13 protein-coding genes and 1 pseudogene are annotated in these 13,464 nt (G+C 48.7%); 13 read left to right on the top strand and 1 reads right to left on the bottom strand.

Features of this window, described 5'->3' with window-relative positions; genetic code table 11:
* Window positions 1–75 precede the first annotated feature (75 nt).
* The 10 genes from NSB25_RS10005 to hisC all read left to right on the top strand — a co-directional run bounded on the left by NSB25_RS10005 (window position 76) and on the right by hisC (window position 8,832).
* The gene (locus tag NSB25_RS10005) at window positions 76–1,560 is read left to right on the top strand and encodes an L-fucose/L-arabinose isomerase family protein (protein ID WP_103239480.1); all 1,485 of its coding nucleotides are present in this window, start codon (window positions 76–78) and stop codon (window positions 1,558–1,560) included.
* 143 nt (window positions 1,561–1,703) lie between these two features.
* Window positions 1,704–2,198 (top strand): AAA family ATPase, encoded by a 495-nt coding sequence (locus tag NSB25_RS10000; protein ID WP_103239481.1) that lies wholly within the window; start codon window positions 1,704–1,706, stop codon window positions 2,196–2,198.
* Window positions 2,180–3,676, top strand: coding sequence for an alpha-N-arabinofuranosidase (locus tag NSB25_RS09995; RefSeq protein WP_103239482.1), 1,497 nt, complete (start codon window positions 2,180–2,182; stop codon window positions 3,674–3,676). Before NSB25_RS10000 ends, NSB25_RS09995 begins: the two co-directional genes overlap by 19 nt.
* On the top strand, window positions 3,676–4,203 hold the full coding sequence (locus tag NSB25_RS09990; protein WP_103239483.1) for a class I SAM-dependent methyltransferase: 528 nt from the start codon (window positions 3,676–3,678) through the stop codon (window positions 4,201–4,203). The genes NSB25_RS09995 and NSB25_RS09990 overlap by 1 nt, the downstream gene beginning before the upstream one ends.
* Window positions 4,204–4,220: 17 nt before the next feature.
* A complete protein-coding gene (pcp, locus tag NSB25_RS09985) occupies window positions 4,221–4,829 on the top strand; it encodes a pyroglutamyl-peptidase I (protein ID WP_103239523.1) in 609 nt (202 codons plus the stop codon).
* A gap of 542 nt (window positions 4,830–5,371) precedes the next feature.
* Window positions 5,372–5,566 (top strand): hypothetical protein, encoded by a 195-nt coding sequence (locus NSB25_RS09980; RefSeq protein ID WP_103239484.1) that lies wholly within the window; start codon window positions 5,372–5,374, stop codon window positions 5,564–5,566.
* Window positions 5,550–6,161: a GNAT family acetyltransferase gene (locus NSB25_RS09975; RefSeq protein ID WP_103239485.1), complete on the top strand. Its 612-nt coding sequence runs from the start codon at window positions 5,550–5,552 to the stop codon at window positions 6,159–6,161. Before NSB25_RS09980 ends, NSB25_RS09975 begins: the two co-directional genes overlap by 17 nt.
* A gap of 184 nt (window positions 6,162–6,345) precedes the next feature.
* Entirely contained in the window at window positions 6,346–7,356 is a 1,011-nt protein-coding gene (locus NSB25_RS09970; RefSeq protein ID WP_103239486.1) for a glycosyltransferase family 2 protein, read from the top strand.
* A gap of 40 nt (window positions 7,357–7,396) precedes the next feature.
* Window positions 7,397–7,528, top strand: a complete 132-nt coding sequence (locus tag NSB25_RS09965) for a hypothetical protein (protein ID WP_257479247.1) — start codon at window positions 7,397–7,399, stop codon at window positions 7,526–7,528.
* 245 nt (window positions 7,529–7,773) lie between these two features.
* Entirely contained in the window at window positions 7,774–8,832 is a 1,059-nt protein-coding gene (gene hisC, locus NSB25_RS09960) for a histidinol-phosphate transaminase (RefSeq protein ID WP_103239487.1), read from the top strand.
* Window positions 8,833–8,894: 62 nt separating this feature from the next.
* Here hisC and NSB25_RS29920 read toward each other — a convergent pair.
* Window positions 8,895–9,413, bottom strand: a pseudogene (locus NSB25_RS29920) (helix-turn-helix transcriptional regulator); the annotation flags it as partial.
* A gap of 345 nt (window positions 9,414–9,758) precedes the next feature.
* Here NSB25_RS29920 and NSB25_RS09955 point away from each other — a divergent pair.
* The 3 genes from NSB25_RS09955 (at window position 9,759) to NSB25_RS09945 (ending at window position 13,440) form a co-directional block, all read left to right on the top strand.
* Window positions 9,759–11,495, top strand: coding sequence for an AAA family ATPase (locus NSB25_RS09955; RefSeq protein ID WP_103239488.1), 1,737 nt, complete (start codon window positions 9,759–9,761; stop codon window positions 11,493–11,495).
* Between the two features lie 115 nt (window positions 11,496–11,610).
* Window positions 11,611–12,456, top strand: coding sequence for a DUF368 domain-containing protein (locus NSB25_RS09950; RefSeq protein ID WP_103239489.1), 846 nt, complete (start codon window positions 11,611–11,613; stop codon window positions 12,454–12,456).
* Window positions 12,457–12,642: 186 nt separating this feature from the next.
* On the top strand, window positions 12,643–13,440 hold the full coding sequence (locus tag NSB25_RS09945) for a class I SAM-dependent DNA methyltransferase (protein WP_103239524.1): 798 nt from the start codon (window positions 12,643–12,645) through the stop codon (window positions 13,438–13,440).
* The last annotated feature ends 24 nt before the right edge of the window (window positions 13,441–13,464 follow it).

Below are 13,464 nucleotides of genomic sequence, written 5' to 3'. Positions count from 1 at the left end.
CATAAAACTATGGAAATTTAGGTACAAAACAGTTATAATCTAAATATACATATCATATTTTAGGAGGGTTAAGACATGAACAATTTACCACAGGTAAAAATCGGCATCGTGGCGGTAAGCCGTGACTGCTTCCCCGAGAGTCTGTCTGTGAACAGAAGGAAGGCTCTGGTGGAGGCTTATACGGCAAAATACGGCACGGAAGCCATCTATGAATGCCCCGTCTGTATCGTAGAGAGCGAGATTCATATGGTACAGGCTCTGGAGGATATCAGAGCGAATGGATGTAACGCACTTTGCGTATACCTTGGAAACTTTGGCCCGGAGATTTCCGAGACGCTTCTGGCGAAGCATTTTGACGGTCCGGCAATGTTCATCGCTGCCGCCGAGGAGACCCAGAATGATCTGGTAGGCGGACGCGGAGACGCTTACTGCGGTATGCTGAATGCAAGCTACAATCTGAAGCTGCGCAATGTGAAAGCCTATATTCCTGAGAATCCCGTGGGCACCGCCGCGCAGTGTGCGGACATGATTCATGAGTTTGTTCCCATTGCCAGAGCAATCGTGGGACTGAGTGACCTGAAAATTATTTCCTTTGGTCCCAGACCGCTGAACTTCCTTGCCTGCAACGCGCCCATCAAGCAGCTGTACAATCTGGGCGTGGAGATCGAGGAGAACTCCGAGCTTGATCTGTTCGAGGCATTTAAAAAGCATGAGGGAGACGAGAGAATCCCTGCCAAGGTAAAAGAGATGGAAGAAGAGCTGGGCGTGGGCAACAAGAAGCCTGAGGTACTGCCCAAGCTGGCACAGTATGAGCTGACTCTTCTGGACTGGGTTGAGGCACATAAGGGATACCGCAAGTATGTGGCAATCGCCGGAAAATGCTGGCCTGCATTCCAGACCCAGTTCGGTTTCGTTCCCTGCTATGTGAACAGCCGTCTCACCGGCATGGGAATCCCCGTATCCTGTGAAGTGGATATCTATGGCTGCCTGAGCGAGTTCATCGGCACCTGCGTCAGCGAGGATATTGTCACTTTGCTGGATATCAACAATACCGTGCCTGATGACATGTACGAAGAGTCCATCAACAAAAAGTATGACTATACCCACAACGAGACATTCATGGGCTTCCACTGCGGCAATACCAATACGAAGAAGCTTTCTTCCTGCAACATGAAGTACCAGATGATCATGGCCAGAACGCTTCCCGAGGAAGTGACCCAGGGGACTCTGGAGGGAGATATCATTCCCGGCGACATCACCTTCTACCGTCTGCAGTCCACAGCTGACAACAAGCTGCGCGCTTATATCGCACAGGGCGAGGTGCTTCCGGTGGCCACCAGATCCTTCGGCGGCATCGGTGTGTTCGCCATTCCGGAGATGGGACGTTTCTACCGTCATGTACTGATTGAGAAGAACTACCCTCATCACGGTGCGGTGGCCTTCGGTCATTTCGGAAAGGCTCTGTATGAAGTATTCAAGTATATCGGCGTACCCGTGGAAGATCTGAATTACAATCAGCCGAAGGGTGTGCTCTATCCGACGGAGAATCCTTTCGCTTAATTAAGACGAAGTATGAAGCAGGAGCTGTCAGGGTGCAGGACATGCATTCTGGCAGCTTTTGAATATGCTGTGCCGGGAAAAGAAATCAGCAGTATGCCTGAGAGACGACGGTTGGGAGAATGTGGTCATGAAGGGAGCAGAATATGGGGATTTATGTAAATCCGGGAAATAAGGCTTTTGTAAGAGCCTTGAATTCTGAAATCTATATAGATAAGACGGATCTGATTACCGTAGTGAACAACAGGATTGACACAATGAACGGTTATCTGTGTGTCAGCCGTCCCCGCCGTTTTGGCAAATCCATGGCAGCAGATATGCTGACGGCATATTACAGCAGAGGCTGCAACTCGGCAGCGTTGTTTGAAGGACGGAAAGCGAAAACAGGAGAGGCTTTCCAGGAGCATTTGAACCGCCATCATGTGATTCGGCTGGATATACAGAAATTTCTTGAGACAACTGGCAGGATTTTTTGGTTTTACCGAAGAAGAGGCCAGAGAATTGTGTGCTCAGAGAAAAATGGATTTAAGGAAATCATCCAGGAATGCCTGCGGGCGGTAAAAGTCGGGGGATGGGAAGGGCATGAAAAAGGTAAAGAGACAGAGAGGAGCGACAAAGAATTATGGCGAAATTATATGTAAACCCAAAAGTAAAAAAAGGACATCTGAACCCGGAACTGCAGGGACATTTTTCCGAGCATCTGGGAAGATGTATCTATGAAGGTATTTATGTGGGGGAAAATTCAGACATCCCCAACGTGAACGGCATGCGCACGGATGTGGTGGAGGCGCTGAAGGAGATTCATGTGCCTGTGCTGCGCTGGCCGGGCGGCTGCTTTGCCGATGAATATCACTGGAAGGACGGCATCGGTCCCAAAGAAGGCCGGAAGAAGATGATCAACACCCACTGGGGCGGTGTGGTGGAGGACAACAGCTTCGGAACTCACGAGTTTATGGAGCTGTGCAGACAGGTTGGCTGCAAGACTTACATCAACGGCAATGTGGGCAGCGGAACGGTGCAGGAGATGAGCGAATGGGTAGAGTATATGACTTTTGAAGGGGTCTCTCCCATGGCAGACCTGCGCAAGAAGAATGGTCATGAGGAAGCCTGGACCGTGGATTATTTCGGCGTGGGCAATGAGAACTGGGGCTGCGGCGGCAATATGCGCCCGGAATACTATGGAGATCTGTACCGCAGATATCAGACCTACATACGCAATTACGACAGAGAGAAGCCTGTCTACAAGATTGCCTGTGGGGCGAATGCCGGGGATTATCACTGGACGGATAAGGTGCTGGAGACCACTTTCGACCATGGCCGCGGATTTATGAACGGGCTGTCCCTGCACTATTACACAGTGCCCGGCGACTGGGGCAAGAAAGGCTCCGCTCTGGAATTTGACGAGAAGGAATATTACCGCACACTGAAGGCCACTTTGAAGATGGAAGAACTGATCAAAAGGCACGGAGCCATAATGGACCAGTATGATCCCGAGAAGAAAATCGGCATGGTGATTGACGAATGGGGAACCTGGTATGATGTGGAGCCCGGCACCAACCCCGGTTTCCTGTATCAGCAGAATACCATGAGAGACGCGCTGGTGGCAGGCATTAACCTGAACCTGTTCAACAAGAACTGTGACCGGGTGAAGATGGCCAATATCGCCCAGATGGTGAACGTGCTTCAGTCCGTGCTTCTGACCGATGGAAAGCGGATGGTGAAGACACCTACCTGGTATGCGTTCCATATGTATCAGGTACATCAGGACGCGGAGCTGGTGGAATCCTTCGTGGAGACCAGAGAAGTGGGACAGGAAGAGGAGAACAAAGTGCCCAACCTGACAGAGTCTGTGTCTCAGTCTCAGGACGGAAAGCTTCATCTGACCCTGACCAATCTGTCTCTGGACGAGGCGGAGGACATCGAGAGCATTTTCGCGGACAGCCAGGTAAAGGCGGTTAAAGGTACGGTGCTCACAGGGAAGATGCAGGCACACAATACCTTCGATGAGCCTGACCAGGTGCACGAGGAGGCATTCTCCGCCATCACGGTGAAGGAGGATCGGATAAGCTTTACCATTCCGGCCTGCAGCGTGCTGCATCTGGAGGTTGAGCTGGCATAATGGGGATGAAAATTGAGCTGGTGCAGGAGATAGAGGGAAGCATACTCGATATCGGCGGTGGCGGCGAAGGGATTCTGGGCCGGCTGTACGGCAGCCAGGTGACGGCGATCGACAATTGTCAGGAAGAGCTGGACGAGGCGCCCGGCGGTTATGAAAAAATGCTGATGGACGGGACGGCGCTGACCTTTGAGGATAATCGGTTCTGTAACGTTACCTTTTTCTATACCCTGATGTATATGCAGAGGGAGGAGCAGAGACAGGCTCTCCGGGAAGCGGCCAGAGTTCTGAGACCGGGCGGCCGTCTGTACATATGGGATGCGGAAATACTTTCCGCGTACCCGGAGCCGTTCTGTGCGGAGCTTGATATCTCTCTTCCCGGAGAACAGATTCACACAACATACGGTGTGGTGAAAATGGATACCCAGGACAGAGCGTCCATAGAGGAAATGTGTGTGGCGGCGGGACTTCTGGCCGTTGATACAAGAGCGCAGGCGGGACATTTCTATCTGCATTTTCGGAAGAAATGAGTGCAAAAGGAGCAGATATGACGAGGAAACTTCTCATCACGGGCTTTGACCCTTTTGGAAAGGATAGTATCAATCCGTCCTGGGAGGCAGTGAAAAGGCTGCCGGATGCGATTGACGATTGTGAGCTGGTAAAACTGCGGCTGCCGGTCATATTCGGGGAAGCCGCGGAAACCGTTCTGCAGAAAGCGGCGGAAGTCTGTCCGGAGGCCATCCTGTGTGTGGGACAGGCAGGCGGCCGTAAGGCCGTCACGCCGGAGGTGGTGGGGATTAACCTGAGAGAGGCTTCCCTGCCGGACAATGCGGGGAAGACTCCCCGGAACCAGCCGGTGGTCGCCGGAGGTCCGGCTGCTTATTTCTCCACGATTCCTGTGCGGGAAATCATGGAGGCAGTGAAAAAGGAAGGAATTTCCTGCGCCCTGTCCTATTCCGCGGGAGTGTATGTGTGCAATGATCTGCTATATACTTTGCTGCATCATTATGCGGGGACGGCAGTCCGTGCAGGATTTATTCATGTGCCGTATCTGCCGGAGCAGACGGATGATCAGACGGCGAGTATGCCGCTGGAGACGATGGTTCGGGCGATTTCGATTGCGGTGGAGATCCTTGCCATCACGCAGACAGAGTAATAAAAGCACTAAAAGCATTGAAAAAACAGAGTCCGCGGGCTGTGAAGGGATTCACAGCCCGCGGACTCTGTTCTAATAAAATAAGAAATAATCCTTATGACTCTATATCCGAGTCGGCGGCAACAGCCGAAACCACACTGGAAATTACGGAAACAATCACTGCGATAATAATGATTAACAATCCGCCGCCTAAAACAATGAACATAACAGAACGCCTCCTTAATAGAATAAATACAGCTCACTCCCAGATGAAAAACGATTTAAATCGCCTTGAAGTTTCATTTCAATAATCTGATTATAGCATGTTCCGGGTTAAATCTCAACTATAAATTATATTTAAAAGGCCGGTGTCATGTGGACTGCATTTTCAAACACGCTCTATTAAGGGGAAAATAAGTTATAAAAAATTCATAAAAGATTTGTTGCGTTAACTGATATAAAATAATAAAATAAAGATAGAAAAGTATGAATTGAAACGGAAGAACTCATACTAAAGTCTGTAAGCAGACTTTAGTCATGTACTAACAAAGGAGGTGTTTATTATGGCAACTTCAAGTATCACAAAGAATTTTGTCATTTCCGGCAAGGAACAGGTGGAGATGTTTGTCAATGCGATTGAAGAATCTGCCAAGAACCGTCCTGTTCATATACCAGTAGCAGCAAGCGAAATAACAGATGATGCAGAACTGCTTGAATTTATGACAAAATGGGAGAAAGCAAATGTTGGAAACAAATAGGTATTCAGTTATCAACATTCGGCGTTATCTTAATAGTGATAATCCAAAACTCGGAGAGAGCAGACTTCTTCAAGTTCTCTCCAGTTTTTCTTGTCCGCGAAATCCGGATGTTGAGCGTTTTTTGAAAAAAAGTTCAATAGAGTTTACGAAAAAGAATCAGTCGGTTACATATCTTATATTTGACATAAACAGCATGGTGCTGGTAGGGTATTTTACCCTTGCATTAAAACCTTTAACAGTAAGGGGAGAAACAGTAAGCAATACCGTAAAGAAAAAGCTGCTGCGTGTCAGTGAATGGGATGAAAAATCAGATACATATACCATGTCTGCATACCTTATTGCCCAACTTGGCAAAAATTTTATCAATGGTGTAGACAAAAAAATTACTGGTGAAGAATTACTCGTACTGGCATGGAACAAAATTAAAGAGATACAGTATTTGGGTGGAGGCGTAGTGACCTTCTTAGAAGCTGAAAATAAGGAAAAGCTGTTATCATTTTACCGCTATAACCGTTTTTCACTGTTTGATACCAGACAGAACGCATCAGATACGGACGAATCTCATGAGCTGGTACAGCTTTTGAGGCTGCTCTAATGTGGCCGCTCCGCACTGAAAAGCATGGATTTTATTTGTAAAAGCGCATTTTGTCGAACTGCAAATTGGGTGAGGTAAATTCCGCACAGGTGGGGTAAAAGGGGTAAGTCATTTACCCCGGGGTAAAAGTCATCAAAGTATCACAGCGGCACAGCCGGCGAATAAAGGCAGGAAGAGGAAGCAAATGATTACGATTTCCCTGTGTATGATTGTTAAAAATGAAGAAAAAATACTGGCCAGATGTCTGGACAGTGTGGCTGAGCTGGCAGACGAGATCATCATTGCGGATACGGGCTCCACAGATGCCACAAAGGAGATTGCCGGACGATATACAGAGCATGTCTATGACTTTCCGTGGGTGGATGATTTCAGCGCCGCCAGAAACTTTGCATTTTCCAAAGCCAGTATGGAATATATTTATTCTGCGGATGCAGATGAGGTACTGTCTCCGGAAAACAGGGAGAAATTCCGCCTGCTGAAGGAGACACTGCTTCCCGAGATAGAGATTGTGCAGATGAAGTATGCCAATCAGCTGCAGTTTGGAACGGTTTACAATTTTGACGAGGAATATCGTCCCAAACTTTTCAAAAGAAAACGGGATTTCGTCTGGGAGGCGCCTATCCATGAGACAGTGCGGCTGACGCCTGTTATTTATGACAGCGATATTGTCATCACCCATTTGCCGGCGGAAAGCCATGCAAAGCGTGATCTGGAAAATTTTCACAGACATTGTATCAATGGGTATCGTCTGTCAAAGCGCCTGCACGGCCTCTATGCCAGGGAGCTGATGCTGGCAGGGGATGAGGAGGATTTTGCTCAGGCGGCAGATATATTTCTGGAGTCCGCGGCGGACAATGAGCGGGACGGCGAGGAGATGGCCCAGGCCTGCTGCGTGGTGGCGAAGGCGGCCAGACTGGCGGGAGATACCATTACTTTTTTCAAATACACTTCCAAAGTGATTGCGGAGGAGGCATGTTCGGAGATCTGCTGTGAGATGGGCCATTTTTATGAGGGTAACGAAGACTGGGAGGAGGCCGCGGTGTGGTATTACAACGCGGTGTATGAGACCTCGCCCATCCTGAATCTGCAGGCCGGAGGCCGGGAGAGCCTGGAGGGGCTGACTCGCTGCTATGAGCAGCTGGGATGTCCGGAACAGGTGCAGGTTTACAGGGAGGAGCTGCGCAGGCGCGGCTGAAATCTGTAAGCTGATCCAGAATTGGAATATGGAGTGAATTATGGAATTAAATATAAACGCACCTGCCTATTTCAAAGAGCATTATGGTATGGACGATGAAGTATATAAGTTCTGCCGGAAAGCATATAATTTTTTTAAGGACAGAGAATACAGCGATATTTTACATACTTGAAAATTATTACAAAGCGGATAGTTCAGGGAAAGTAGAACAGACTAAAGAAATGATTCTTGCGGCAGTGAAACGGATTTGCTCTAAAGGCAGATTTGATTATGATAAATTCAAAGCAGATTTATTGTCCTTAAAGGAATGAAATTCACAGTCGGGCATCAGCAGGAACCGGAAGTCGGAATTCTGACAGTGATAAACAGGATAAAATCGATAACGGAAAATAAGACAAAAAGAGACGGAGAGAAAAGATGAGCTGGGAAGAAAAGGTACGGAGAGTAACCCCTTATGTGGCGGGAGAACAGCCTCAAAAGAAAAATATCATCAAATTAAATACCAACGAATGCCCTTACCCGCCGGCGCCCGGGGTGGCCAGGCTGGCGGCGGAGATGGACTGGGAGGCTCTGCGGCTGTATCCGGACCCGAATACCTCTGTGCTGGTGAATGCGCTGGCGGCGTATTATGGCGTGAAACCATCCCAGGTGTTCGTGGGAGTGGGGTCCGACGATGTGCTGTCCCTGGCGTTCATGACATTTTTCAACGGAAATCAGCCCATACTGTTTCCCGATGTGACTTATTCCTTTTATGATGTATGGGCAGAGCTTTACAGGATTCCTTATAAAACCTGTGCACTGGATGAAAACTGGCACATACGCCCGGAGGATTACAGACAGCCCAACGGCGGCGTGATATTTCCCAACCCCAACGCGCCTACCGGGCTTTTGGAGAGCCTGGGGACAGTGGAGGAGATCATCAGGGCCAATCAGGATGCGGTGGTGATTGTGGACGAGGCTTACGTGGATTTCGGCGGCGTATCGGCGTTGCCTCTGGTGGAAAAGTACGACAATCTGCTGGTTGTGCAGACCTTTTCCAAATCCAGAGCCATGGCCGGTCTGCGGATCGGCTTCTGCATCGGCAGTGAGAAGCTGATTGGATACCTGAATGATGTGAAGTTTTCTTTCAACTCCTACACCATGAATCTGCCTTCTCAGATTCTGGGAGCGGAGGCGGTGAGAGACGATGCCTGGTTCAGAGAGACCACGGCGAAGATTATCACCACAAGGGAACGAGTGAAAAAAGAGTTGAAGGAGCTGGGATTTTCCTTTCCGGATTCCAGGGCCAATTTTATTTTTGCCGCCCATGAGAGCATTCCTGCGGAACAGATTTTCAGGGCGCTCCGGCAGGCGGATATCTATGTGCGGTACTGGAATAAGCCCAGGATATCGGAATATATGCGTATCACTGTGGGTACGGACGAGGAAATGGACCGTCTGCTGGATTTCCTGAAAGAATATGTGAACAGCCTGTGAACTGATGCCATCTCCCGGACGCCTGGAGATGGCGCATATTGTGTATGGCCTGCCGGATCTGCTTATACTAAAGATGGGAAAGCGGTCAAAGGCTTTCGTATAAGGTAAAGATGGAATTTCCAAAAAAAGAAAAGCAAGATGCATTGCTGTTGTGCGTACGTATTGGTATAATAAACCTGATAGAAAGAAATTCTGAGATAGCTGATCACCCTTGATGAGGTCCAGCAATATCCGAGAACACATCGAGATGTTTCCGCCGGACTTTGAAGAGTTCCTTTGGGCAATGGGCAATGGGCGACGAGGCGACCTATCCGCTGATTCGGCATTGCTTTGAAACAAAGAAACCTCTTGGGGCAGCTCTTCACCGAAAGATCATGAACGATTTCCGCCAGTACATCCTCGTAGGCGGTATGCCTCAGTCCGTTATTGCTTACAGGAACGGCGTTTTCATTCTTAAAGCTTCTAATAAACACCTCGTTGCTTAAAAATCCGCATTTTTCTGCTATTTTGGAAACCGTTTCGTCCGTATTTACAAGAAGGTCACGGCTTTTTGCTATGCGAAGGGACAACAGGTAGGAGAGGGGCTGATTCCCGTCTGGTCCTTAAACTGTTTGGACAGATAGGACGGGGAAATCAAGAATGCCTGCACTGGGATCTGAAACGGGGATATTGTGCTTACTTGAGGAAAGTGCTGTGAGACAATGGCCAGGAGAGTGTGATGGGAAATCTGGACAGACCTTTTATATTATTTGAGGATGGCAGACCGACATGTATTTTCTTTGCAACTCCGGATGGAACGGACAGTTTCATGGATGCGTTCGAAACCTGGAATATGGCAAAAAATCCTGCCTTGTATTTTTCGCAAAGATTCGCTATACTAAGGCAAAGAAGTTATTGCAAAAAGGCTCTGTCAGGAGGCGGGGAAAATGGCGCGTATAGTCGGAATCGGGATTCAGAATTATAATGAGATTATTGAAAAAGGCTGCTTTTATATTGACAAGACGGCTTTTATCAAGGAATGGTGGGATAGCAGGGACAGTGTTACCCTGATCACCCGTCCCCGGAGATTTGGAAAAACACTGACTATGAGTATGGTTGAGCAGTTCTTCTCCGTAGACTATGCGGGACGGGCCGACCTGTTTGAGGGGGTGTCCATCTGGGAACAGGAGGAATACCGGGCTATTCAGGGGACATATCCGGTGATCAGCCTGTCCTTTGCTAATGTGAAGGAGATTAATTATGCCAATACCAGGGAAAAAATCTGCCAGCTTTTGAAAAATTTGTACATTAAATATTCTTTCCTGCGGGACAGCAGTGTCCTGACAGACGGGGACCGGGAGTATTTTGACCGGGTTTCTGTAAATATGAGCGACAGTGACGCAAGCCTGGCTTTGTATCAGCTGTCGGATTATCTGCACCGGTATTATGGGAAAAAAGTGATCATTCTGCTGGATGAGTACGATACGCCCATGCAGGAAGCTTATGTGGATGGATACTGGACGGATCTGGTGGCTTTTACCAGAAGCCTTTTTAATTCCACATTTAAGACCAACCCCTGGCTGGAGCGTGGAATCATGACGGGAATTACCAGAGTGAGCATAGCTTCTTGCGAAGCATTGGAGTCGATTTTTTCAGATTTAAATAATCTGGAGGTAGTGACTACTACATCGGATAAATATGTCACTTCCTTTGGCTTTACGGAACAGGAGGTCTTTACAGCGCTGGAAGAATGCGGGCTGGGGGATATGAAAGCAAAGGTAAAGCAGTGGTATGACGGCTTTACTTTTGGAACACATAAGGATATTTATAATCCCTGGTCTATTTTAAACTTTCTGGACAAAGAAATTTTCACCACCCACTGGGCCAACACCAGCTCTAACGGCCTGGTGGGCAAACTGATCCGACAGGGCAGCAAAGACATCAAGACTTCCTTTGAAGCCCTGCTGGATGGAGAACGTCTGATAACGCCCATAGATGAGCAGATTGTATACGATCAACTGGATGACAATGAACAGGCTATTTGGAGTCTGCTGCTGGCAAGCGGTTATTTAAAAGTGGTAAATTATGAAAAATACGGACCGAAAGAGATTACAGAACCGAAGTATGAACTGGAACTGACGAACCTGGAAGTGAAGATCATGTTCCAGAACATGGTTCGGGGATGGTTTGGAGTGGTGAAATCGGATTACAATGATTTCATAAAAGCGTTGCTTCAGGGAGATGTGGACGCCATGAATGAGTACATGGGCCGGGTGGCGGCGGAGACATTCAGTTCCTTTGACACCGGCAGGCGGGTGTCGGGGAAGGCAGAGCCGGAACGCTTTTACCATGGCTTTGTATTGGGACTCATAATAGATTTAAGGGACAGATATGTGATCACTTCCAATCGGGAGAGCGGGTTCGGGAGATATGACGTGCTGCTGGAGCCGCTGTCATCTGAAGAGGATGCCATCATCATTGAGTTTAAGGTTTACAATTTCAGAAGAGAAAAAAATCTGGAGGAGACCATGCAAAATGCCCTGCGGCAGATAGAGGATAAACAGTATGAAACGAATCTGCGGGCTATTGGTATTCCGAAGGAGAGGATACGGAAATACGGTTTCGCTTTTGATGGGAAAAAGGTTCTCGTTGGAAGTGAAGGATTTCCGCATATGGAGGAGTGATTGGAGGTACTTTATGAAGACAAAAAGAAAATTGTTATGGAAATTTGATGGACGAACGGATAGAAAATGAGTATAATCAATAAGATATCAATGAAGGAAGGAATGGAGAATTTCAATGATTAAGAGTTTTTTCAAGGGAGTGGTAATCGGGATTGCAAATATTATACCCGGAGTCAGCGGAGGCACTATGATGGTCTCCATGGGAATTTATGACAAACTGATTCACTGTATTACACATTTGTTCAGCGAGCTGAAGAAAAGTATATTGTTCCTGCTGCCCATTGCAGTGGGTATGGTGGTGGCTGTGGCAGGCAGTTCCTTCGGCCTCACGTACCTTTTTGAGCATTTTCCCATTCAGACCAATCTGCTGTTTATCGGACTGATTCTGGGCGGTCTCCCCGCCGTGTGGAAGAAAGTGAAGGGGAAGGGCGTCAAGGTGGGACCGCTTGCGGCCTGTGTCTTTTTCTTTGCGCTGGTGGTGGGGATGGCCGCCATGGGAGAGACGGAAGGTAAGGCGGCGGATTTGTCCTTCAGCCTGGTCAATGCGGTGAAGCTGGTGGGGGTGGGGATTATCACTTCCGCTACCATGGTGATCCCCGGGGTCAGCGGTTCCATGGTCTTGATGCTGATGGGCTTTTACTATCCGGTGCTGAACGCCGTGAAGGACTTTTTTACGGCCCTTGCCGCTTTTGATATGGACGGGATACTCACGGGATGCGGGATTCTGATTCCCTTCGGCATCGGTGTGGTGGCGGGAATCTTCGGTATCGCGAAGCTGGTGGAGATTATTTTCGAGAAGTTTCCTCTGTACGCCTACTGGGCAATTATCGGACTGATTGTATCTTCGCCCATTGCGATTCTGCTGATGGGAACATTCCCGGCCCTGACCGTGGTGAGCTTCCTCACAGGGGTGCTTGCGCTGGCGGCTGGGATTGCCATTGCCATGAAGCTGGGCGAATGACGCCGGCGGATGGAGTGGGGATTTCCGGGTGAATGGGGATCAGGAGTCGGAGGCGGGGGCTTCCGGAAGCGGGCAGATCAGGGCCGGTGGGCCCGGGGAACAGGAGAAAGATTCCGGACAGGGACTCCGGAACCGGCGAGGGAAAAGGAACAGAGTGGAATAGAAGAATTGAGGGCGGAGACGGAGATGTATCAGGATTTTGCAGGGGTTTATGATGGACTGATGGATAACGTCCCCTATGAACAGTGGGCGGAGCGTCTGGATACCCTGATTCGAAAGTACGGTGTGTCAGGGCCGGAGCGGGACGCGGAAGGCGTTTTGGATTCGGAGAAGAATCTGGTATTAGATTTGGGCTGCGGAACGGGGACACTGACAGAGCTCCTGTATCAGAAGGGATATGATATGCTGGGGGTGGATGTCTCCGGGGATATGCTGAATATTGCCATGGAGAAAAAGGAAAAAAGCGGTTCGGAAATCCTCTATCTGCAGCAGGACATGCGGGAACTGGAGCTGTACAGTACGGTGGGAACAGTGTTCTGTGTGTGTGATTCGCTGAATTATATTTTGGAGGAGGATGAGCTGGCGGAAGTGTTTTCCCTGGTCAACAACTATCTTTTTCCCGGCGGCATCTTCATTTTTGATTTTAATACGGTATATAAGTACCGGGAAGTCATTGGAAACACAACGATTGCTGAGAATCGCGAGGACTGCAGCTTTATCTGGGAGAATTTTTATGATGATGAAGAGGAAATGAATGAGTATGATCTGACGGTATTTGTCAGGGAAGAAGGAGAACATTTCCGGCGGTTTACGGAGACACATTTTCAGCGGGGATATACCGTGGAACAGATGACAGGACTGGCAAAGCAGGCCGGCATGACAATAGTGGAAGTCATGGACGCAGACACCGGTCAGACGGTTACAGAACAGAGCGAGCGGGTATATGTGGTAGCCAGAGAGCAGGGCAAACGAAGAGATTCTTAAGAGACAGAGCATATGTGACAAGAG

The sequence above is a fragment of the Acetatifactor muris genome (assembly GCF_024623325.1).
GTDB classification, from domain to species: Bacteria; Bacillota; Clostridia; order Lachnospirales; family Lachnospiraceae; genus Acetatifactor; species Acetatifactor muris.
Note: the sequence above shows the minus strand (reverse complement) of the source record. Positions and strands in the feature narration are given on the sequence as shown.